Genomic DNA, 22,382 nt, shown 5'->3' with positions numbered 1-22,382 from the left:
CCCTCATCCGTACGCTCCCTGGGCTTCACGCCCCCGGCCGCCGGGCGCGGGGACAGTCTGGCGCGTAGAGAAGGCCAGGTCATAGGGGTACGCACCGCCGTTTCGGGGGTGCACCCACCACCGTCTCGAGGAGGCCTCCCATGCGCTTGGCACCGACCGCGTCCGCCGCCACCCCGACCCCCGCCACCCCCGCCACCCCCGCCTCTCCCGTCACCGGCCCGCCCGCTGCCCCGGCCTACACCGCCGTGATCGCCGACACCCAGGACCAGATCCGCGCCGCACAGCGCCTGCGCCACCGGGTCTTCGGCGAGGAGCTGGGCGCCACCCTGCACTCACCGCTGGCCGGCCACGACATCGACGCCGTCGACGACCTCGCCGACCACCTCGTCGTCACCCACACCGAGACCGGTGAGGTGGTCGGAACCTACCGGCTGCTGCCGCCGGGCCGCAGCCCCCGGCTGTACTCCGACGGCGAGTTCGACCTCGGCGCGCTGGACGCGCTGCGGCCCTCGCTGATCGAGGCGGGCCGCTCCTGCGTCCACCCCGAACACCGGGGCGGCGCGGTCATCAACCAGATGTGGGCCGCCCTCGCCCGCTACACCCTGCTCTCCGGCCACCGCTACCTCGCCGGCTGCGCCTCCGTCCCGCTCGCCGACGGCGGCACGGCGGCGGCGCACGCCTGGGAACTGGGCCGCACCCGCTACGCCGCCCCGCCCGAGCTCCAGGTCACCCCGCACCACCCCTGGCGCCCCGCCGTTCCCCTTCCCGAACGCCCCGTCGCCGCCCAGCTGCCACCGCTGCTCCGCGGCTATCTGCGCATCGGCGCCGTCATCTGCGGCGCGCCCGCCCACGACCCGGCCTTCGACGTCGCCGACTTCTTCGTCGTCCTGGACATGGAACGCCTCGGCGACCGCTACCGCCGCTTCTTCCTGGGGGAGCGATGACGGCCGCAGCGGCGGCCGCGGCCGCGGTCAGGGGCCCCTGGGACATCCGGTCCGACTGCACCCCGGCCTGCGCCGTGCACACCCTGCCCCGGGTCCCGGCGGCCCTGACCGCCCGCCGCCTCGCCGCGTTCGCGCACGCGGTACGCCGCGCCCTGACGGACGGCGGACGGGCGGACGAGCCGGTACGGCTGCGCACCCACGCCCGCGCCCTGCTCGCGTCCCTGGGGATACGGCGCGAGGGGACGGGCTGCGCGGACGCCGGCGGACCCGCCGCCCCGGGCCAGGGCCAGGGCCAGGGCCTGACCGTGCCCGCCGGCGGCCCCGGCACCCTCGTCGTCGTCAACCACATCTCCTGGCTCGACATCCCGGCGCTGCTCGCGGTCGAACCGGTCACGCTGCTCGCCAAGCGCGAGGTCGGCGGCTGGCCCGTCGTCGGCGGTCTCGCCCGCAGGGCCGGTACGCACTTCATCGACCGCACCGATCCCCGTCGGCTCCCCTACGCCGTCGCCGAGTTGACCGAACTGCTCGCCTCCGGCCGGTCGGTCGCGGTCTTCCCCCAGGCCACCACCTGGTGCACCGCCGGCCCGGGCGCCTTCCGCCGGGCCACCTTCCAGGCCGCTCTCGACGCGGGCGCCCCGGTCCGGCCGGTGACGGTCGGCTACACCCAGGGCGGCGGCCCCAGCACGGTGGCCGCGTTCTGCGGCGAGGACACCTTCGCCGCCTCGCTGCGCCGGGTGCTCACGGCCCGCGCACTGGCCGTACGCGTCACGGCCCATCCGGCGGTGGCCGGTGTGGGGCTCGACCGGCGGGAGCTGGCGGCCCTGGCGGAGCACGCCGTGCTGGGCGGCCGGGTGCGGACCGGACTCCCGACGGGTGCGCCCGGCGTGCCGGCGCCGCGGCGCACGCCGCAACCGATGGCAGACCGGCATGGTTGACCAGCTGGACCAGCTCGCCGCACCGCTCCGGGGCATGCTGGACTCGCCCTGGCTGTGGCTGACCGTCCTGCTGGTGTCCGGCCTCGACGCGCTGCTGCCGTTCATGCCGAGCGAGACCACCGTGGTGTGCGTGGCCGTGCTGATCGGCCCCCGCCCGCCGCAGCTCGCGCTGCTGGCCGCCGTCGCGGCGGCCGGCGCACTGGCGGGCGACTGCCTCGGGTATGCCGTCGGCCGCCGTGCCGGACCGCGCGCCACCACCCGGCTGCTGCGCGGCGCACGCGGCCGGGACCGGATGCGGCGGGCCCGGGCGATGGTCGAACGGCATGCCGCCACCCTCGTCATCGCCGGGCGCTTCCTGCCCGGCGGTCGGGTGGTCGCCGCGCTCTGCACCGGTGGCGCGGGCTTTCCGCTGCGCCGCTTCGTGCTGCTGGACGCGCTGGGCGCCACGCTCTGGGCGCTGTTCAGCACCGCGCTCGGCGGGCTCGGCGGTGCGGCGCTCACCGCTTCCCCGGTGCGCGCGCTGCTGCTGGCGTCCGGGGCGGGGCTGCTGGTCGCGGTGGGTGCGGCGGTCCTGCGCCGGCGGGGCGGGGGAGCGGTCCCCGCCCCGCCGGGTGTGTGCCGTCAGGCGCGGGACGGGGTCTGACCCGTCCCGCCGCCCTACACGCTCGGGACGTACTTGTAGCCGACCCGCCGTACCGTCACGATCGACGACCGGAATTCGGCGCCCAACTTGCGGCGCAACCGGGCGACATGGACGTCGACGGTGCGGCCGTCGCCGACGTGGCCGTACCCCCACACCGTGGTCACCAGCTGGTCGCGGGTGTGCACCCGGTGCGGATGGGCCACCAGGTGGGCCAGCAGCTCGAACTCCAGGTACGTCAGGTCCAGCGGCCGGCCCTGGACCTGCACGCTGCGCTGCTCGGGGTCGATCCGCACGACCGCGTCGCCGGTCGTGGCGGCCGCGGGCCCGTCGGTGGACCCGGCGGTCATCTGGGCCTCCGCGGTCTGCTCGGCCGGCACGAGGACGAGGTAGCCGACCATCGGGGGCTGACCGGGCAGGACGGGCAGGCTGTGCCGGGGTGCCGGAAGCCAGGTCGCACCGGCGTTCAACAGCTCGGCCACGGGCGGTACTTCGTCAGGTGCCACGGCGCGCAATCGGTGTCGGGGCGGGGCGGCGGGGGCGGAGAGAGTTGCCGTCGCGGAGGTGGCGGGCAGGGTACGGAGGTTCGTCATCGGGATCAGCTCTTTCGCGCAGTGGGGCGTCGGGGACGTCATGCGCGCGGGCAGGGCTGGGGACGCCGGTCAGCAGCGTCGGTGAGGCGTGTGCGGGCCCGCGCTCAGTATGCGCGGCAACACAGACGGTCGAAAGAGTGCGCCTGCCGGGACGGCCAGAAAGGCTCGAGGTCGCTGCGACCCGTCGCGCTGTGAAGAAGGCTGGCCATGGCCCTATTCAACCAGACGGTCGAGGAGATGGGGAACGGAGTTGACCGACATCACGTGGGCTTCGGTATCGCGGACGGTCGTCCGGGCGTCGGACGGGGCCCGCGGCCGCGCAGCGCGGTGCCCATGGCCAGCCCGAGCGCGAGCGCCGTCAGGTGGCCGGCGTCGGTGAAGGTCCGCCCCCGGCGCAGCACCGGCAGGGCCCCCAGGGCCAGCAGCCCCGCCGTCGCCGCGGCCCGCGCGCCCCGGTGCGGCACGGCGGCGGCGAGCGCGCCGAGCGTGGCCTGGAAGCCGTAGCTGGCGCCGACGTCCACGGCCCGCGCGGTCGCGTCGGGCGGATCCACCCGGACCCGGTGGCGCAGCCCCGCGTGGACCAGCAGGCTGGCGCCGACGTGCCCGGCCGCGAACACCCCGGCCGCGCGTGCGGTGCCCCAACGGGCCTCGGCCGTACCGAGCGTGGCCACCAGTGCGGCGCCGTACGCCACCGGCAGCGGCTCCTCGACGAACGCCGCGCTGGTGGCCAGCGTCCACCACCGCCCGGCGTGGAGGTTGGCGACATTGGTGGAGTGCCGGCGCAGCAGCTGGGTGCGCCGCTGCGCGGGCAGCCGCCCGGTGGCGTACGCGCCGAGCTGGACGGCCGCGGTGTACAGCGGCGCTGCCCAGGGGAGGGCCGGCCGCCTCGGGGCCGCCCGCATCTCAGGCCCTCACCGGGAGCCGCTTGCGCCAGTCCAGCGGGGCGACGTCGATGACCTTGTCCGGATCGCCGTCCCACGCCGCCGGCAGCCCCGCCCCGGTCAGCGCGGCCACCACCGCGCGCCCGACCTCCGCCCGGTCGCGCCCGGAGTCCGCATAGGAGCCGTAGCGGACCGAGAGGCCGTGGCCGTCCGCGAGCGATTCGGTGTCCTGGTAGTGGAAGAAGACGAAGCCGTGGTCGCCCTCGGCGCGCTCGGCGCCTATCTCGGCCAGTGCGCAGCCGCTGCAGCAGCTGAAGTTCATCCGTGCCGTCAGCCCCTGCCGCCCCAGCGCGGCGAACACCTCGACGACCCGGTCCGCGTCGGTCACTTCGGGCCAGCCGGCCTGCTCGGCGAGGCGCTCTTCCCACAGGCCGGTGACGATGCGGGCCGCGTCGTCGAGCGGGACCTCGTCGGGCTCGAAGGACTCCGATACGTTGCGCGCGACGTCGTGGAAGCCCCAGAACCCGGACCGGATGCTCCGGCGGGCCTTCTCTTCGGCCGCCGCGCGGGTCTCCGGGGCGAGGCCGGGCGTCGAGACCAGGTCCAGCGGCTGCCAGCCGAGCGCCGTGCGCCAGGACTCCCCGCCCCGTGCCCAGTCCAGGAACACCGCTGCGACCTGGTCGGCATCGGTGCTCTCGGCGCGGAAATGCGCCTGCGGCCCGCCCTCGCGGTACTCCACGGTGAACGGCCCGTCGCCGTCCCGCCACACCTGCACGAACCGCTGGTCGTCCGCGGGGATCCGCTCCACCACCGCGAAGTGGTCGGCGTCGGCGCCGATCCGCCGCAGTACGGCGGCCAGTTCGGCGGGGGCCGGGCGGGAGAGCTCCGGCCCGGTCTCGGTGGTGACGGTGATCGCAAGCATGTCCACAGCGTGCCACCCGCCACTGACAACCGGCCCCGACCTGGGGCCCGGGGCTCGGCCGCCGGACATGCGAAGAGGCCGGACCACCCCGGTCCGGCCTTCCGGCCCCTTCACATCGGCCCCGGCGGTGCGCCCGCCGGGCTCTCTCAGACCTGCTCGCGCCGCGCCAGCTCCGTGCAGCAGGTGTCCACCATCAGCCGCGTGACCACGTACGGGTCGACGTTGGCGTTCGGTCGCCGGTCCTCGATGTAGCCCTTCTTCTCGACCTCGACCTGCCACGGGATGCGCACCGAGGCGCCACGGTCCGAGGCGCCGTAGGAGTACGCGTCCCACGGGGCGGTCTCATGGGCTCCGGTCAGTCGCTCCTCGATGCCGGTGCCGTACTGGCTGACGTGCTCCAGCGGCTTGCCGTCCTGGCCGAGCGCCTCGCACGCGGTGATGATCGCGTCGTAGCCCTCGCGCATCGCGCGGGTGGAGAAGTTGCAGTGCGCGCCCGCGCCGTTCCAGTCGCCCTTGGCCGGCTTGGCGTCGAGCGACGCGGTGACGCCGAACTCCTCCGCCACGCGGTGCAGCAGCCAGCGCGCCACCCACATGTGGTCCGAGACCTCCAGCGGCGCCAGCGCGCCGACCTGGAACTCCCACTGGCCCGGCATGACCTCGGCGTTGATGCCGGACAGGCCGAGGCCCGCCGCCAGGCACAGGTCGAGGTGCTTCTCGACGATCTCCCGGCCGAAGATCTCGCCGGCGCCCACGCCGCAGTAGTAGCCGCCCTGCGGGGCGGGGAAGCCGCCGCCCTCGGGGAAGCCGAGCGGGCGGTCGCCCTTGAGGAAGGTGTACTCCTGCTCGATGCCGAAGATCGGCTCCTGGCCGGCGAACTTCTCCGCCACCGGGCGCAGCAGGGCACGCTTGTTGGTGGCGTGCGGCGTCAGGTCGGTGTGCAGGACCTCGCACAGCACCAGCAGGTGGTCGCCGCCGCGGATCGGGTCGGGGCAGTTGAACACCGGCTCGAGGACGAGGTCCGAGGAGTGGCCTTCGGCCTGGTTGGTGCTGGATCCGTCGAAGCCCCAGCGCGGCAGCTTGCTGCCGTCGGCAAGGATCCTGGTCTTGGAACGGAGCTTGGCGGTCGGCTGGGTGCCGTCGATCCAGATGTACTCGGCCTTGATGGTCACGGGGTCCTCAAATACGGGTAGGTGCGGGTACGCGTGCGGGCGTACCGATGCACTCTCGCAAGCAGCCGTTTCCCGTCCGTTGCTCGTATGTGAACCGCGGGTTACTCAATCGGACATCCTTCGATTGTCACCCTCTACCGTGCTCGCGGCCTGGCATTTCATGGGTGCGATCGGCTTCTGGGTGCGAAAACCTCAGACGTCGCCCTTCAGTAGCCCCGTGAATCCCAGATGGTGGATGCGCCGCAGCAGTTCCGGAGCGCCGATCCCCATCGCCGCCGCCGTCGCCCCGATGTGCCAGTCGTGCACCGCGAGCCGGTCCAGTACGTGGCCGCGCCGCACCTGCTTGTCGGAGAGCCGGAACGTCTTGAGATACGCGACCCGGCCCTTGCCGTCCGTGATCATCTCGCCGATGTGCTGGGTGCGGTGCAGCGCGAACGGCGGCCGGAACCGCGACAGCCGGAAGCGCCCCATCCGGTACACCTGGCGCACGGAGTACGACTCGTCCAGCAGGTCGCCCGCCATCAGGTCGTGGTGCTGCGCCTCCCACTCGCGTTGCCGCCGGTCCGCCACGGCCCGCAGGTCCGCCACCGACGCGATGTACGCCGGATCGATCCGCACCGGGAGATCCGGCACCGCATCGGGCCCGTACCGGCCGTACTGATAGATCAGCTCGCCGTACAGGTCGTGCAGCAGCGAGGGGTGCAGGGCCCGGTAGTCGTCCGGATGCGGCACCACGAAGGCGGACGCCAGGGCGTCGGCGACGTACACCAGCACCCCGCACTGGCCCGGATGGATCTCGAAGATCCGCAGCGCATCGCCGAGGCCGCGCACCACCCCGCCCCGGTAGGCCGTCTCGGCGCGCGGCGACAGCCCTTCGCGGACCGCCCGCCGTGTCCACTCCTCCCACACCACGGACGGGCCCCCGAAGTGCAGCGCCAGATAGCCGTCGAGTGCCAGATGGAGCGGCAGGAAGCGCAGCGCGCCCGCCCCGCCGCCGGACCGGCGGGACCCGGGCTGCCGCCGCACCAGATGCAGCGGCGCGCAGTCCACCGGGGCGCGCTGATCACCCAGCTGGGTGCCGTACGCGGCGGCGGGCGTCCCGTCACCCGTCCAGTTCGCCACGAAACCGTGCGGAATGTACGCGGTGTACGAGGAGCGGCCGCCGGCCGAGACCGTGGTCACCCCCGCGTCATGGACCTCGCGGTGCAGGCGCAGATCGGCGACCGGCTCCGCCCGCAGCAGCGGGACCAGCCGCACGGCGCCCCACACCTGCGCCGGGCCCGTCCGCAGTCCGTCCAGATCCAGCCCGCTCATGCCGTACCGCCCCGCTCCCGGCGCCCGCCGTCCGCCCCCTCGGCCAGGAACTGCCGTACCCGGCCCGCCAGATGGGCCCGCAGCTCCGCCGCCCCGGTACGCCCCTCGGCGAACCGCGCGAGCTGCACCAGCGCGGGCAGGTCCTCGGCGTTGCGCACCCCCGCCGTCGGTACCGAGGGCGACAGTCGCCGCACGGCGAAGTCCTCCGCGTCGTAGACCGGGTTGAGGTGGACGACGGCCGTCCGGCCCTCGGGATCCAGGCTGGTCCGCCAGGCCCGGAGCACCTCACCGGCCAGCCCCGGCGGCGCGTTGTCCCACCCGTCCGAGACGATCACCAGCCGCTGGGGCGCGAACTCCAGCGCGTCCAGCAGCCGCATCCCGAGCGGCGTCGGCCCGTAGGGATAGGCCAGGAGGGCGTCCTGCCGCCCCGACGTCCACCCGGGCAGATACGCCCCGGCCAGCGCCTCCAGCAGAAAGTGGCAGGCCAGTGCGACGGCCAGCGGCCGCTGCCGCTTCTGCCGCGAACCGCCCGCCGAGAAGCTGTCGTCCAGGACGGCCGCCACCCGGCCCCACGTCCCGGCCTGCGCGCCCGCCGTGCGCCGCGCCGCGGCCCGCAGCGCACCGGTCAGCTCGGCGCGCCGCGCGACCCGGTCGTCGAGGGACAGGCCCAGGACGTACGAGGCGAGCCGGGTCAGCGGCATCCCCGTGAGGTCCCGGTCCACGTCGGCACGGTGCGCCCGTGCCGACTCCTGCACCCGCAGCCGCTCCAGCCGCGTCATCCGGGGCGCGATGCGCTCCAGGAAGACGCGGCGGTCGATGCCGCGCCGCGCCGCGAAGCCCTCCGCCACCGTGAACGGCAGCTCGTACAGGGCTCCCTGCTCGTAGTGCGCCCGCCGCCAGGCGTCCAGCAGCGGGGTGGCGAAGTGCTTGCGGCGGCCCGGCGCGAAGAGGAAGTCGCCCAGCTCGCCGTCGCCGTGCCGCGCGCCGTCCAGCGTCAGGTGGACGTGGCGCACGGCGCACTTGAGGCCGGCACGGTACTTGACGGCGTCCAGGGAGGGGTCGGGGCGTGCGGCGAGCCAGTCGCGCATGATGGCCCGGGTGCGGCGGTTGTTCACCCGGGCGGCGCGCAGCGCACGGAAGAGCCGGTACACCCGCGGCGCGGGCAGCCGCGCCAGCCGGGCCGCGATCAGCCGCCCCTCCGCGCGCCGCTCCTCGGCGCTCGCCTCGCCTGCCGTCTCCAGCAGCCGCCGGACGATCAGCGCCGCGTTGTGGTCGTTGATGTCCAGGGCGAGCGATGCGGCGTACAGGGTGCGGTAGTTGACCCGGACGTACTCGTGCAGGAAGTCCAGCGACATGTGCTGTGCGTGCTCGTCGGAGTGGAACTCCCGCTGCCCGGTGGAGGTGATCGCGGCGTTCACGAACAGCAGCACGTCCTCGGCCGCCACCAGATCCGCGGGTGTGCCCACGGGTGTGTCCGCATGAGTGTCGTCGTGCGCGTGCGCCGGTGCGGTGCCTGCCGCCATGTCGCCCCCCGTAGCGAGAGCCGGCCGGGGAATGGGGGCGCGAACAGCGAATCGTTGCTTTGCAGAGCAGGTCCGGAAGTCGCACCGGAGTCCCGCGGCCGGCCGGGGAAACCTAGCATCCGTGCTGCCGCGCGGGCACCGGAATTACGCGTCGGCGGGCCGTTGTCAGCGGAGCGCGGGACACTGGCCGCATGACGAGTGTGGACCTGAATCCGGCCGTGCGCATCGGACTCCTGGGCACCGGCCCCTGGGCGCGGCGCGTGCACGCCCCCGTCCTCGCCGCCCACCCCGGCGTCGAGCTCGCCGGCGTCTGGGGGCGCAGACCGCCGGCCGCCGCCGAGCTGGCGAGGACCCACGGCACCCGTGTCCACGACCGTCCCGAGGAGCTGTTCGCCGACTGCGACGCGGTCTCGCTCGCCGTCCCGCCGTCCGTCCAGGCGCAGTTGGCGGTGCGGGCCGCCGAGGCCGGCTGCCATCTCCTCCTGGACAAGCCGGTCGCCACCACGGCCGCCGAGGCCCGCGCCGTGGCCGGCGCCGCCGAGCGCGCGGGCGCCGCCTCGGTGGTCTTCTTCACCGCGCGCTTCGGGGAGCGGGAGGGCGCCTGGATCGACGCCCAGGCCTCCGCCGGCGGCTGGTTCACCGCGCACGCCGACTGGCTCGGCTCGGTGTTCGCCGAGGACAGCGACAGCCCGTACGCCGATTCGCCCTGGCGCCGCGAAAAGGGCGCCCTCTGGGACGTCGGCCCGCATGCCCTGTCCGTGCTGCTCCCGGTCCTCGGGGACGTGGAGACGGTCACCGCCGTTCGCGGCCCGGCCGACACGGTATTGCTGACGCTGCGTCATGTGTCCGGCGCGGCGAGCTCGGTGACGCTCGCCCTGACCGCCCCCGGGCCCGCGTCCGGCGTCGCGGTCACCCTGCGCGGCACCGCGGGCACCACCGCCCTGCCCCGCCGGGAGGCCGGCCCGGAAGCGGCCTTCCACCGGGCCGTCGACGCCCTGCTCGCCGCCGCCCGTTCGGGCCGCCCGCACGCCTGCGACGTCCGCTTCGGAGTGCGGGTGACGGAGATCCTGGCGCAGGCCGAGGCGGAGCTGGGGTGAGCGGACGGCCGAGCGGGAGAGCGCGGCGCCCCGGGGCGGCGCGTTTCCGCTCTCGGCGGTCCCTCATGCCCGGGCGGCCATGAGCACATGGCGAATTCGGTCGTGGAAGGCATGACGCCACCGCTCTAACGTCGTCAGTGCAACGGTCCGGCGCCGCTCGCGCACCGCATCGGCGGCGCGCCCGCACCGTCCCTTCGCCCGCACCGTCCCTTCGTCCGGACGCCCGGACGACCGGACGAAGAGGGCGCCCGGACGACACCCGCCCCGCCGACCCCAGGGACGCACCCGATGACGAACGCCGCCGATCCCGGCGCCGCCGAAGCTCGTGCCACCGGCCCGAACGCCGCCGATACCGGCCCCGCCGAAGCCACCGGCCCCGCCTGCTACGTGGAGCTCCTTCTCGCCGCCCTGGCCCGGGACCCCGGCCGCCCCGCCCTGATCGACGCGGACGGCGCCGAGGTCACCGCCGGTGCGCTGCATGCCACCGTGCACCGCATGGCGGCCGTCCTCGCCCGCCACGGCATCGGCCGCGGCCGGACCGTCTCGCTCCTCAGCGGCAACCGCCCCGACGTCCTCGCCGCCCGTTACGCCGCCAACCTCGTCGGCGCCCGCGTGGTCTTCCTCTACGTCGGCATGGCCCCCGAGACGCTGGCCCGGATCGCGGAGAGCTCCGACACCGCCCTGCTCCTCGCCGACCCGGAGCTGCGCGCCACCGCACGCGCGCTGCTCGGCCACTTCCAGGGTCCGGCCCCCGAGGTCATGACCCTCGGCCCGGTGCCCGCCCCGGACACCTCTCCGGCCACGGCGCACCCGGAAGCCCCCCTCGGGCCCGACCTCCTGGCCGCCTGCGCCGCGCTCCCCGCCACCCCCGACATCGCCTGCGCCGCCCGCCCCGAGGACGACTGGTGCCTGCGCCACACCGGCGGAACGACCGGCATCCCCAAGGGCGTCCGGATGGCGAACGCCCCCTTCGCCCGCCTGCTCACGCTCCGCATGCCGGCCGCCGGCGACCCGCCCCGCCTGCTCGTCTGCACCTCGCTCGCGCACCTCGCCGGGATCCTCACCGACGCCACGCTCGCGGCCGGCGGCACGGTCGTGCTCCAGCGCACCTTCGACCCCGCCGCCGTCCTGGCCGCCCTCGCCCGCGAACGCATCACCCACCTCTGGCTGCTGCCCCCGCTCCTCTACCGCCTCCTGGACCACCCCGACCTGCCCACCACCGACCTCGGCTCGCTCACCCGCATCACCTACGGCGGGTGCGCCGCCGCCCCGTCCCGGCTGCGGCAGGCCCTCGACGCCTTCGGCCCCGTCCTGTACGGCTGGTACGGCCAGTCCGAGGCGATGTCCATCACCGAGGCGGGCCCGGACGACCACACCGTCACCGGGCCCGGCGGCCGGATCACCGTCGGCCGCCCGATGGCCGGCGTGGAGCTCGCCATCCGGGACGCGGCGGGCCGCACACTGCCGCCGGGCGAGCAGGGCGAGATCCATGTGCGCTCCGCAGGCGTGATGTCCGGCTACTGGAAACAGCCCGAACTCACCGCCGAAGTCCTCCGGGACGGCTGGCTGCGCACCGGCGACGTCGGCTGCCTGGACGACGACGGCCATCTCTTCCTCGTCGACCGCAGCAAGGACCTGATCATCGTCGTCGGCGGACATGTCCACCCGGCGGAGATCGAGGACCTGCTGCACGCCCATCCGGCCATCGCCCACTGCGCCGTCTACGGGGTGCGCACGGCGGACGAGACCGAGGAGGTGCACGCCGCGATCGTCCCGGCCCCGGGCCGCGAGGTCGGCCCCGCCGAGGTCCGGGACTTGGTGGAAACCCACATGGGCGCCCTCTATGTCCCGACGGCCGTCCATGTCCTCGACGCGATCCCGCTGACCCCGGTGGGCAAGCCCGACAAGGTCCGCCTGCGGGCCGCCGCGACGGCCTCCTGAGACCCGCCGCCGCACGCTCCCGCCGGATCTCGGCCAGGGGCCTCAAATCGCTGCTGGCCAGAGGCTTTTGTCAGTGGCCGACGGTAGAATGGGAACCAGTCGATGAGGGTTCGCCCAGCACTCCAGGAGGTCCCCGATGGCCGCTGCCACACTCGTCTCGATACCTCTCCCGGCGCAGCCGCCGGCCAAGAAGCCGCTGCCCGCCGGCTGGCCGCGCGAGCGGTATGAATCCCACAACCGCCGCCTCAAGGCCATGCGGCTGGCGATAGCCCTGCTCGACAGCGGCGTCTACCGCCCCGAGCAGGCCCACAACCGCACGATCCGCACCGCCGCCGCCGCCATCGGCGTGCATGCGCCGTCCGACACGACCTGCCGCCTGGTCCGGGCACTCCTCTACGACAACTGCTGACGCGGCGCCCACCTGTGACAGCGCCGACAGGCCGGCCGGCTCCGGGACGTCCTCCGGGGCCGGCCGCGCCTCACCCGCCCCCGCCGGGAGGGGCGGCGGCGGAGCCGTCGGGGGAGTCGCCGGGCCCCGACCCCATCCCGGCGGCCTCTCCCAGAGCCTCCTCCAGCCACTCCACCCAGAACGTCTCCAGTCCGATCCCGGCCCGCAGCACGAGCCGCCGCAGCCGGTCCGCGTCGGCCGTCGCCGCCCCGAAGTCCCGCCGTTCGATCTCGGCGTACTCCGCCAGCTGCCGCCGGTGCAGCACGAGATGCCGCCGCAGCTCCTCCTCAAGCCCCTCGCGCCCCACGACCGCCGCCGCCCGCATCCGCAGCAGCAGCGCATCCCGGATGGGCTTGGGGTCCTGCTCGCGCGATGCCCACTGCGTCAGCTCCGCCCGGCCCGCGGGCAGCACCTCGAACTCCTTCTTCTGCCCCCGGGCCGGCCGCTCGGACGGCAGCGCGCGAATGAACCCGGCCTGCTCCAGCTTTCCCAGCTCGCGATAGATCTGCTGATGCGTGGCCGACCAGAAGTACCCGATCGAACGGTCGAACCGGCGCGTCAGCTCCAGCCCCGACGACGGCTTTTCGAGCAGGGCGGTGAGAATCGCATGCGGAAGGGACATGGGGAAATCCTAGGCACCGCGGCCCCCGGTCACAGCGTCGCCGCCAGCTCCGTCCCCTGCTGCACGGCCCGCTTGGCGTCGAGCTCGGCGGCGACATCCGCGCCGCCGATGAGGTGCACGCTCCGCCCGCCCGCCCGCAGCTCCTCGTACAGCTCCCGCCGCGGCTCCTGCCCCGTGCACAGGACGACCGTGTCCACCGCCAGCGTGCTGCGCACACCGTCCACGGTGAGGTGGAGTCCGGCGTCGTCGATCCGCTCGTAGGCCGCCCCGGCGACCATCGTCACGCCCCGGTGCCGGAGCTCCGTACGGTGGATCCACCCGGTGGTCTTGCCCAGCCCGGCGCCGACCTTCGACGCCTTGCGCTGGAGCAGATGCACCTGACGCGGGGCCCGGGGCCGCTCGGGCGCCCGCAGGCCGCCGCGCTCGCCGTACCCCGTGTCCACGCCCCAGGTGCGGAAGTACGTCTCCGGGTCCCGGCTCGCCCCGTCGCCGGCATCGGTCAGGAACTCCGCGACGTCGAAGCCGATGCCGCCCGCCCCGATGACGGCGACCCGCTCACCCACCGGCGCACCGTCGCGCAGCACATCGAGGTAGCTGACGACGCTCGGGTGGTCGATCCCCTCGATCTCCGGGACGCGCGGGGTGACACCCGTCGCGACCACGGTCTCGTCGTACCCGTCGAGGTCGGCGGCGGTGACGGCGGTGCCCAGCCGCACCTCGACGCCGTGCAGGGCGAGCTGCCTGCGGAAGTACCGCAGCGTCTCCTCGAACTCCTCCTTGCCCGGCACCCGCTTGGCGATGTTCAGCTGCCCGCCGATCTCGGGCGCCGCATCGAACAGCGTGACGTGATGGCCGCGTTCGGCCGCCGACACGGCACACGCCAGCCCGGCCGGACCGGCACCGACCACCGCGACCCGCTTGGCCAGCCGCGTCGGCGACAGCACCAGCTCCGTCTCGTGGCAGGCCCGCGGATTGACCAGACACGACGTGATCTTCCCGCTGAAGGTGTGGTCGAGGCAGGCCTGATTGCATCCGATGCAGGTGTTGATCTCGTCGGCGCGCCCCTCGGCCGCCTTCCCGACGAAGTCCGGATCGGCGAGGAAGGGCCGGGCCATGGACACCATGTCCGCGCGCCCCTCGGCGAGCAGCTCCTCGGCCAGTTCCGGGGTGTTGATCCGGTTGCTGGTCACCAGCGGCACGGAGACCGACCCCATCAGCCGCTTCGTCACCCAGGTGTACGCCCCGCGCGGCACCGACGTCACGATCGTCGGGATCCGGGCCTCGTGCCACCCGATGCCGGTGTTGATGATCGTCGCACCCGCCGCCTCGATCTCCTTGGCGAGCGCGACGACCTCCTCCAGCGTCGAACCGCCCGGGATCAGGTCCAGCATCGACAGCCGGTAGATGAGGATGAAGTCCGCACCGACCCGCTCGCGCGTCCGCCGGACGATCTCCAGCGGGAACCGCGTCCGGTTCTCGTACGAGCCGCCCCACCGGTCCGTGCGGCGGTTGGTTGCCCCCGCGATGAACTCGTTGATCAAATACCCCTCCGAGCCCATGATCTCGACGCCGTCGTACCCGGCGGACCGCGCCAGCTCCGCCGCCCGCACGTAGTCCTCGACGGTCTGCTCGACCTCGTCATCGGTGAGCGCATGCGGCGTGAAGGGGCTGATGGGCGCCTGGAGCGCGCTGGGGGCGACCAGAGCCTCGTGGTACGCGTACCGCCCGAAGTGCAGGATCTGCAGCGCGATCCGCCCCCCGGCCGCGTGCACCGCCTCGGTCACGGTCCGGTGCTGCGCCGCCTCCGCCTCGGTGGTGAGCTTCGCCCCGCCGTCGTACGGCCGCCCCGCGTCGTTCGGCGCGATCCCCCCGGTCACCATCAGCCCGACGCCACCGCGCGCACGGGCGGCGTAGAAGGCGGCCATCCGCGCGAACCCGTTCTCGGCCTCCTCGAGGCCGACGTGCATCGACCCCATCAGCACCCGGTTGGGCAGGGTGGTGAACCCAAGGTCGAGCGGCTTCATCAGGTGCGGGTACGGGCTCATCGTGCGCCTCCTCGGGCAGCGGTCGTCACAAGACGTTGTAGACCACCCCGAGCCGCTTGTGCAACAAGTTGCATAAAATGTGAGCGACGCCCTCCCGCCGCCGCGCCAGGGAGCCCGCCCCTCCCGCGACGGGCCCCCCGCGACGGGCACCCCGCTCCGCGAGCCGCCGACCGGCAGGGGAGACGCCCCGACGCCCCGGCCGACGCCCGTACCGCCCGCCTCTCGTCGCCACCCCCGCCCGCCCCTCCTCGCCGCCCTCCCCTCGGCCGCGGTTGCCGCGTCGTGCAGTGCCACGAGTCACAGACAACACGGCGGCACTATGGGAGCTTCAACTTTGCTACTCATCAGTGGAGTTGCCGAAGAGCCGGGGAGCGGGCCCGACGGCACGCGGCGCGCGCAGGGGCTGTCCGCAGGCGGCCCCGGCGGCACACGCCGCGGGGCCGCGGGCGGCATCCGGCTCGGGACGGTCTGCCCGCACGTGGAGAGGATCGAATGAGCACTGCGCAAGCCCTCACGCTGGACCAGGTGGTCGACCCCGACCGGTATCCCCTGCCGGATCTCGACAGTGCCCGTGGGCGGGCCGTGATCTCCCGCGCCCGGCGCGAGCTGAACACCCTCGGCTGCACCGTGCTGCCGGACTTCATCCGTCCCTCGCTCCGCGAGACGCTGGAGCGGGAGGGCACGGCCCTCGCCCCCGAGGCGCACGTCGACGTCGAGACGGTCAACGTCTACAACATCGCGGTGGACTCGACGCTGCCCGGCGACCACCCCGGCCGGCGGACCTTCCAGCGGGGCAACGCCTTCGTCCCCCGCGACCGCATCCCCGCCGGAGCCCTCATCGGCCGGCTCTACTCCGACCCCGCGTTCCAGGGCTTCATCGCCCGCTGCTTCGGGCTGCCGCAGCTGCACGAACTGGCGGACCCGCTCTCCGGGCTGGTGCTCAACGTCGTCGCGCCCGGTATGGAGCACCCCTGGCACTTCGACACCAACGAGTTCACCGTGAGCATGCTCACCCGGCAGGCGGAGGACGGCGGTGTCTTCGAGTACTGCCCGCACATCAGGTCCGCGCACGACGAGCACTTCGACGACGTCCGCGACGTACTCGACGGCCGGGGCGAGCGGCTGATCCGGCGCCTCCCGCTGCGCCCCGGGGATCTGCAGCTGTTCAAGGGCCGCTACGCCCTCCATCGGGTGAGTCCGGTGCGGGGCGGGACCGCGCGCCACTCCGCGATCTTCGCCTACAGCGAGCGCCCCGGCGTCATCGGGAGCGTGGCCCGCACCCGGCAGCTCTTCGGCCGGGTACTGCCCGCCCACACGGCCGCGGAGGGCCGGGCCGTCCGGGGCGACCGGCTGCTCGACTGACGGGCGGCGCGGGCGCGCGGCGCCGCAGGCACGTCGCAGGTTCCCACGGTCCACGATCCACGGAACACCTGGCACCGTGCGCGACGGCATGACCATGGACGAGTGACACCGCAGGTCTCCACGACCGGAATCGAGAGAGCAGAATTGAATACCTGTCAGGAAAAGGCCGCCATGACGACGTTCGCCCAGGAGGACAGCCTGCCGCGGGTGCCGCTGCCCCCGCTGGAGGCGAGCTGTGAGAGGTTCCTCGCCTGGTCCGCGCCGCTGCTGACCGCCGACGAGCGGGCGGCGACCGAGGCGGAGGTGGCCGCCTTCCTCCGGCCCGGCGGTCCCGGCCGGGTGCTGCAGGCCGCGCTGGAGGAGTACGACGCCGCCGAGGGCGTCCACAGCTGGCTCGACACCTTCTGGCCCTACCGCTATCTGGGCCGCCGGGACCGGATCGCGCTCAACGCCAACTTCTTCTTCCTGTTCCAGGACACCGACCCCGCGCGGCCGCAGTCACAGACGGAGCGGGCGGCCGGGCTCATCGCCGGGGCCGTCGACTACAAGCGGCAGCTCGACCAGGAGCTCGTTCCGCCGGTGGTGCAGCGCGGTGTGCCCCAGTCCATGGTGCAGAACGCGTACCTGTTCTCCACCACCCGGATCCCCGGAGCGGCACAGGACACCGTACGAAGCCCGTACAGCGCACAGTCACCGGGCCCGTCGACGGCCCGGCACATCGTGGTGTTCTTCCGCGGTGGCATGTTCCGGATGGACGTGCTCGGCCCGCACGGGGTCCCGCACAGCCTCGACGACCTCGAAGCGGGCCTGCGCGCCGTGACGAAGGCCGGTGCCGAACCGGCCGGCCCGGACACCTCGGTCGGCCACCTCACCACCATGGCCCGCGCGGAGTGGGCCGCCGCCCGGGAGTCCCTGCGCGCCTGCCACCCCGGCAACGCCGACGCGCTGGAGACCGTCGAGACCGCGCTGTTCTGCGTCTGCCTCGAGGACTTCGCGCCCGCGGACACCCAGGACGCCTGCGACCAGCTGCTGTACGGCGACCGCGGCAACCGCTGGTTCGACAAGGCCGTGTCCCTGGTCGTCTTCGCCGACGGCCGGGCCGGCATCAACGTCGAGCACTGCGAGCTGGACGGGACCACCATCCTCAGCTTCACCGACGCCCTGCTCAGCACCCCCGCCGAGGAACACTCCCGCCGTTCCGGAGCCCGCTCCCAGGGGCTCCCGACCCTGGAACCGGTGGTCTTCGAGCTGGACGGCCCCCTCCGCGCCCAAGTGCGCTCCGCCGCCGCCGCGTTCGCCGCGTACGGTGAGGACACCGCGACCCGGACCGTGTCGTTCGACGACTTCGGCAGCACGGCGGCCAAGGCGTTGGGGGCGTCCCCGGACGCCTTCGTCCAGCTCGCCTACCAGCTGGCCCACCAGCGCGCCAAGGGACACCTCGGCGCCACCTACGAGTCGATCGCCACCCGGCAGTGGCGGCACGGCCGGACCGAGGCGATGCGCGTCGTCACCCCGGAGATCCAGGAGTTCGTCGCCGCGATGGAGGACCCGGCGGCGGATGCGGACACCCGCCGGGCCGCCTTCCATGCCGCGGCCGGGAAGCACGTGGCCCGCGCCAAGGAGTGCCAGGCCGGCGAGGCGCCCGAGCAGCACCTGTGGGAGCTGGAGCTGATCCAGCGGCGGCGCGGGGCGGAGCTCGGAGTGACCGAGCAGCCCGCCCTCTACCGCACCCCGGGCTGGCAGACGATGCGCGACGACTACCTGAGCACCAGCTCCGCACCCTCCGCCCACATCCAGTACTTCGGCTTCGGCTCCACCAGCAGCCGTTGTATCGGCGTCGCCTACGTCCTGCTGCCCGACCGCTTCCACCTCTACCTGAGCACCCCACAGGCGGTGGCCGAACAGATGGAGACCTTTGCCGACCGGCTCCGCGAGGCGGTGGCCGAACTGCGGGAGCTGCTGGCGTCCGGCCCGTCCGGCAGCTGAACCGCCCGGCAGCCGAACCGCCCGGCACGACCGGCGGATGTCCCTCGCTCGCTACTTCAGCAAACGGGACATCCGCCGGTCCGCGAGGATCTTGCCGTCGGTCTGGCAGGTGGGGCAGTACTGCAGCGAGGAATCGCTGAAGGACACCTCCCGGACGGTGTCCCCGCACACCGGACAGGGCTCGCCCCTGCGTCCGTGCACACGCAGCCCGCTCTTCTTCTCCGCCTTGAGCTCCTTGAGCGGCAGCCCCCGGGATCGTTCGACCGCGTCGGTGAGCGTCCGGCCGATCGCCTCGTACAGCCGGGCCGCCTCGTCCTCGGAGAGCCGGCCGGCCGGTTTGAACGGCGACATCCGGGCCGCGTGCAGAATCTCGTCCGAGTAGGCGTTCCCGATCCCGGCCAGCACGCTCTGATCGCGCAGCAGCCCCTTGATCTGTCGGCGCTCTCCCGCCAGCAGCCCCCGGAACACCGCCGGCGTGAACCCCTCGGCCAGCGGATCGGGCCCGAGCCGCGCGACGCCCGGCACCTCCCGCGGATCCCGTACGACATACACCGCGAGATGCTTCTGGCTCCCGGCCTCCGTCACGTCGAACCCCGCTCCGTCCTCGGGCTCGGCCAGCCGTACCCGAAGCGCCAGCGGCCCCCTGCCCGGCCGTGGCGGCCCCGCCGGCAGCCTGTCGCTCCACCGCACCCACCCCGCCCTGGCGAGGTGCAGCACCAGATGCAGCTCCCCGACCGGAAGATCGAGGAACTTCCCGCACCGGCCCACCTCGCCGAACGCCCGTCCTTCGAGGGCGGTGAGCGGTGGGTCGTAGGTCTTCAGCGCATGGACGGCGACCGGGTGGACGCGGGCGACGGAACGGTCGGCGAGACGGCCGGCCAGAAACTGGGTGAGGGCTTCGATCTCGGGCAATTCGGGCATGTGGCCAGTGTGCCCCGACCCGGCATGCGCAGCGCGGGAACAGGCCGACGGCCCACAGTCGACCCCGGGCGAGCAGCACCCCGCTCCCGCCCGAGGCGGCGCGCCCCTTCCGGCGGATCGCGCCCCACGGCGTGGCGCAGCGGTGCGGAGTGCGGGACTCCGCAGCTCACGGACGCGACGAGCGGTCCGTCGGGCTGACGCGTCCTCGGGAACCACGGCATCGCCGCAGGCATTTCCGGAAAGGAAGTGCGGAACCCGGTGCCGGGGCCCGTACCGTGGATTACCTTTCCCCCGTGGACCAGTTGATCCCCTCGGACCCGACGCACATAGGCCCGTACCGCCTGATCGCCCGCCTGGGCGCCGGCGGTATGGGCCTGGTCTATCTGGGCCGTTCCGAGGCCGGCCGGACCGTCGCGGTCAAGGTCGTCCAGGACGAGCACGCACAGCACCCGGAGTTCCGCAGGCGCTTCGCCCGTGAGGTGGCGGCCGCCCGGCGGGTGGGCGGCTCCTGGACGGCGGCCGTGCTCGACGCCGACACCGAGGCCGCGGTGCCCTGGGTGGCGACCCAGTACATCCCAGGGCCCGACCTGACCACCGTGGTGTCGAAGGACTTCGGGCCGCTGCCCGAGAACTCCGTACGGGTGCTGGCCAACCGCCTCGCCCTCGCCCTGCAGGCGGTGCACGGGGCGGGCCTGATCCACCGGGACCTCAAGCCGTCCAATGTGCTGGTGACGGTGGACGGGCCGCGCGTGATCGACTTCGGTATCGCGCGGGCCATGGACACCCTCGCCGGGGACAGCCTGCACACCCGCACCGGCATGCTGATCGGCTCCCCCGGGTTCATGTCGCCCGAGCAGGTGCGCGGCCTCGAACTCACCCCCGCCAGCGACGTGTTCTGCTTGGGAGCCGTCCTCGTCCACGCCGCCACCGGGCGCCTGCTCTTCGGCGCCACGGAGACCGGGCTGAACGCCCACCTCTTCCGGATCGCCGAGGAGGAGGCGGACCTGGCCGGCGTACCGGAATCGCTGCTCGATCTCGTACGCGAGTGCCTCGACAAGGACCCGACCGAGCGGCCCACCCTCCAGCAGGTCGCGGACCGCACGGCGGCGGACACGGACGGGGAGTGGCTGCCGGGCGCGGTACTGGCCCGACTCGGCCGCCATGCGGCCCAATTGCTGGACTACGCCCCTGCGACGGCCGTCGGCATGCCCGGCGCCGCTCCCGCCGACGCGCCGGTGCCCCCGGTGGACCCGCGCGTCCCGTCCGGAGGCCCGCAGCCGTCGACACCCCCGCTGCCTGCGTACGTGCCCACGACCCCGGATCACCTGGTCCCCCCGCAGGGGTTCGGACCGCCCCCGGGCGAGGGTCCCCACGCCCGGCCCGCACCCTCTTACCCGCCCCACCTCCAGGACGCTCCGCCCCCGCATCCCAGGCGCTGGTGGGGCCTGGCGGTGCTCGCGCTTGTGCAGCTGTTCGTGCTGTTCGACGCGGTGTCCCTGCACATGGCGACGCCGTCCGTCATGAGGGACCTGCACCTACCCGCCGACGACCCGAGCCTGACGTTCACCGCATATGAACTGGCTTTCGGCGGGCTGCTGCTGCTCGGCGGGCATCTCGCGGACCTGCTGGGCCGCAAACGGATGTTGATCATCGGGCTGGTCGGCTTCGCGGTGGCAGCCGCGATCGGCGGGTCGGCCCCCACCGCCGGCGCGCTGGCCGTGGCCCGCGCCCTGCAGGGCGCCTTCGCCGCACTGCTGTCGCCGACCGCACTGGCCCTGGTGGCGGCCAACTTCACCGACCCCAGGGCACGCGGCAGGGCATTCGGGGTCTACGCCGCTGTCGCAGCCGGCGGCTCGACGGTGGGCCTGCTCACCGGCGGATGGCTGCTCGAGAACCTGGGCTGGCGCGTGTGCCTGTACGCCGGCGTTCCCCTCGCCGTGATCGCCGTGATCGGTGCGGCCACCCTGGTGCACGACCGCCCGCTCCGCACCCGCCGCCTCGACATGCCGGGCCTGCTGCTCGGCTCCGGCGGGATCGCCGCCCTCGTCTACGGCCTCCACCAGACGGGTCCGCGCGGCTGGACGGACCTCCTGGTCCTGGCCCTGTTCACGGTCGGCATCCTCCTGCTCCTGGCCTTCGTACGGTGGCAGATCAGGGCAGCCGACCCGCTCCTACCGCCGTACCTCACCAGGGACCGCAATCGCCTCGGCTCCCTCCTCACCCTGCTCCTGGCCGGCGCCGGCACGCTCGCCCTCTTCCCGACCCTGACGGTGTACCTGGAGAACGCCCGCGGCTACTCGCCGACCGCCACCACCACGGCCATGCTGCCCATGGCCGCCGCGATCGTCATCGGCTCCACCCAGGTCTCCGGCCGTCTGCTCCACCGCGTATCGCCCCGCAACCTGATCGTGCCGGGCCTGCTGCTCACCGCGCTCGGCCTGCTGCTGCTGATCTTCCTCAAGCCCGACGGCGAGTACGCCACCCTGGCCCTGCCCGGCATGCTCCTCGCCGGCTTCGGCCTCGGCATGGCCCTGACGCCACTCCTCTCCCTCGCGACGGCCGGCATCGCCGCGCCGGACTCCGGCGGGGGCGCGGCGATGACCAGCTCGGCCGACCAGGTCGGTGGAGTGCTCGGCACGGCGCTGTTCAGCAGCGTCCTCGCCTCGGCCGTCGCCGCCGGACTGGAAGCGGTGCACGGCTTGCCGCCGGCCTTCGTCGAAGCGGTCCGGAACGGCCAAGTCATCGGCGCGCAAGGGGTTCCGCCACAGGTGGCGGCCGTCATCAACAAGGCAGCCCTGGACGGCTGCACCGATGCCCTGTGGTGGTCGGTCGGCATCACCCTGCTCGCGGGCCTGGCCGCGGCTCTGCTGATCAGGCCCACCGACCCGACGAGCCCCCCACTCCCGGGGCCGCCCCTCCCGACCGCCGACCAGCGGGACGCCCACTGACCCCGCGCGTCCTTGCGGCAGCGGCGGCAGCAGCAGCCTGAGCCGCACACCGCACACCGCACACCGCACACAAAACGGCCGAAGTGGGTGC

General features: G+C 74.0%; 18 protein-coding genes. 9 read left to right on the top strand and 9 right to left on the bottom strand.

Annotated elements, in window-relative coordinates; translation table 11 throughout:
• The first annotated feature begins 140 nt into the window (after positions 1-140).
• The 3 genes from ACGFML_RS31655 to ACGFML_RS31645 are packed head-to-tail and all read left to right on the top strand — an operon-like array spanning position 141 to position 2,522.
• Positions 141-944: a GNAT family N-acetyltransferase gene (locus ACGFML_RS31655; RefSeq protein WP_393549070.1), complete on the top strand. Its 804-nt coding sequence runs from the start codon at positions 141-143 to the stop codon at positions 942-944.
• Positions 941-1,879 (top strand): lysophospholipid acyltransferase family protein, encoded by a 939-nt coding sequence (locus ACGFML_RS31650; RefSeq protein ID WP_393549069.1) that lies wholly within the window; start codon positions 941-943, stop codon positions 1,877-1,879. Before ACGFML_RS31655 ends, ACGFML_RS31650 begins: the two co-directional genes overlap by 4 nt.
• The gene (locus ACGFML_RS31645) at positions 1,872-2,522 is read left to right on the top strand and encodes a DedA family protein (RefSeq protein ID WP_393549068.1); all 651 of its coding nucleotides are present in this window, start codon (positions 1,872-1,874) and stop codon (positions 2,520-2,522) included. The genes ACGFML_RS31650 and ACGFML_RS31645 overlap by 8 nt, the downstream gene beginning before the upstream one ends.
• A gap of 14 nt (positions 2,523-2,536) precedes the next feature.
• Here the strand turns inward: ACGFML_RS31645 and ACGFML_RS31640 are convergent, their stop codons facing one another.
• The 6 genes from ACGFML_RS31640 to ACGFML_RS31615 form a co-directional block, all read right to left on the bottom strand.
• Positions 2,537-3,112, bottom strand: a complete 576-nt coding sequence (locus ACGFML_RS31640; protein WP_393549067.1) for a winged helix-turn-helix domain-containing protein — start codon at positions 3,110-3,112, stop codon at positions 2,537-2,539.
• 260 nt (positions 3,113-3,372) lie between these two features.
• Positions 3,373-4,014: a rhomboid family intramembrane serine protease gene (locus tag ACGFML_RS31635; protein ID WP_393549066.1), complete on the bottom strand. Its 642-nt coding sequence runs from the start codon at positions 4,012-4,014 to the stop codon at positions 3,373-3,375.
• Position 4,015: 1 nt separating this feature from the next.
• Positions 4,016-4,915 (bottom strand): DUF6891 domain-containing protein, encoded by a 900-nt coding sequence (locus ACGFML_RS31630; protein WP_393549065.1) that lies wholly within the window; start codon positions 4,913-4,915, stop codon positions 4,016-4,018.
• A 146-nt stretch (positions 4,916-5,061) separates the two neighbouring features.
• Positions 5,062-6,084 (bottom strand): glutamine synthetase, encoded by a 1,023-nt coding sequence (gene glnII, locus ACGFML_RS31625; RefSeq protein ID WP_393549064.1) that lies wholly within the window; start codon positions 6,082-6,084, stop codon positions 5,062-5,064.
• Positions 6,085-6,276: 192 nt separating this feature from the next.
• Complete coding sequence (locus ACGFML_RS31620) at positions 6,277-7,398, bottom strand: hypothetical protein (RefSeq protein WP_393549063.1); 1,122 nt, start codon at positions 7,396-7,398, stop codon at positions 6,277-6,279.
• On the bottom strand, positions 7,395-8,921 hold the full coding sequence (locus ACGFML_RS31615; RefSeq protein ID WP_393549062.1) for a hypothetical protein: 1,527 nt from the start codon (positions 8,919-8,921) through the stop codon (positions 7,395-7,397). Before ACGFML_RS31615 ends, ACGFML_RS31620 begins: the two co-directional genes overlap by 4 nt.
• Positions 8,922-9,112: 191 nt before the next feature.
• Here ACGFML_RS31615 and ACGFML_RS31610 point away from each other — a divergent pair, with 191 nt between their 5' ends.
• From ACGFML_RS31610 to ACGFML_RS31600, 3 genes are all read left to right on the top strand, one after another.
• On the top strand, positions 9,113-10,018 hold the full coding sequence (locus ACGFML_RS31610) for a Gfo/Idh/MocA family protein (RefSeq protein WP_393549061.1): 906 nt from the start codon (positions 9,113-9,115) through the stop codon (positions 10,016-10,018).
• 288 nt (positions 10,019-10,306) lie between these two features.
• Positions 10,307-11,959 (top strand): AMP-binding protein, encoded by a 1,653-nt coding sequence (locus tag ACGFML_RS31605; protein WP_393549060.1) that lies wholly within the window; start codon positions 10,307-10,309, stop codon positions 11,957-11,959.
• Between the two features lie 136 nt (positions 11,960-12,095).
• Complete coding sequence (locus ACGFML_RS31600; RefSeq protein WP_393549059.1) at positions 12,096-12,368, top strand: hypothetical protein; 273 nt, start codon at positions 12,096-12,098, stop codon at positions 12,366-12,368.
• A 70-nt stretch (positions 12,369-12,438) separates the two neighbouring features.
• Here ACGFML_RS31600 and ACGFML_RS31595 read toward each other — a convergent pair whose 3' ends face one another.
• Positions 12,439-13,029 carry a PadR family transcriptional regulator gene (locus ACGFML_RS31595; RefSeq protein WP_393549058.1) on the bottom strand — a complete coding sequence of 197 codons (591 nt, stop codon included), beginning with the start codon at positions 13,027-13,029 and terminating at the stop codon, positions 12,439-12,441.
• 29 nt (positions 13,030-13,058) lie between these two features.
• Positions 13,059-15,074 (bottom strand): FAD-dependent oxidoreductase, encoded by a 2,016-nt coding sequence (locus tag ACGFML_RS31590; protein WP_393549057.1) that lies wholly within the window; start codon positions 15,072-15,074, stop codon positions 13,059-13,061.
• A gap of 492 nt (positions 15,075-15,566) precedes the next feature.
• Between ACGFML_RS31590 and ACGFML_RS31585 the strand changes: the two genes are divergently transcribed.
• Positions 15,567-16,436: an arpA protein gene (locus ACGFML_RS31585; RefSeq protein WP_393549056.1), complete on the top strand. Its 870-nt coding sequence runs from the start codon at positions 15,567-15,569 to the stop codon at positions 16,434-16,436.
• Positions 16,437-16,607: 171 nt separating this feature from the next.
• Positions 16,608-18,422, top strand: coding sequence for a choline/carnitine O-acyltransferase (locus ACGFML_RS31580; RefSeq protein ID WP_393549055.1), 1,815 nt, complete (start codon positions 16,608-16,610; stop codon positions 18,420-18,422).
• Between the two features lie 51 nt (positions 18,423-18,473).
• Here the strand turns inward: ACGFML_RS31580 and ACGFML_RS31575 are convergent, their stop codons facing one another.
• Positions 18,474-19,343 (bottom strand): Fpg/Nei family DNA glycosylase, encoded by an 870-nt coding sequence (locus ACGFML_RS31575; RefSeq protein ID WP_393549054.1) that lies wholly within the window; start codon positions 19,341-19,343, stop codon positions 18,474-18,476.
• 293 nt (positions 19,344-19,636) lie between these two features.
• On the opposite strand from ACGFML_RS31575, the gene ACGFML_RS31570 reads away from it, so the two are divergent.
• On the top strand, positions 19,637-22,291 hold the full coding sequence (locus tag ACGFML_RS31570; RefSeq protein ID WP_393549053.1) for an MFS transporter: 2,655 nt from the start codon (positions 19,637-19,639) through the stop codon (positions 22,289-22,291).
• Positions 22,292-22,382: the final 91 nt, after the last annotated feature.

The sequence above is a fragment of the Streptomyces sp. NPDC048650 genome, assembly GCF_043199095.1.
GTDB lineage: Bacteria > Actinomycetota > Actinomycetes > Streptomycetales > Streptomycetaceae > Streptomyces.
Note: the sequence above shows the minus strand (reverse complement) of the source record. Positions and strands in the feature narration are given on the sequence as shown.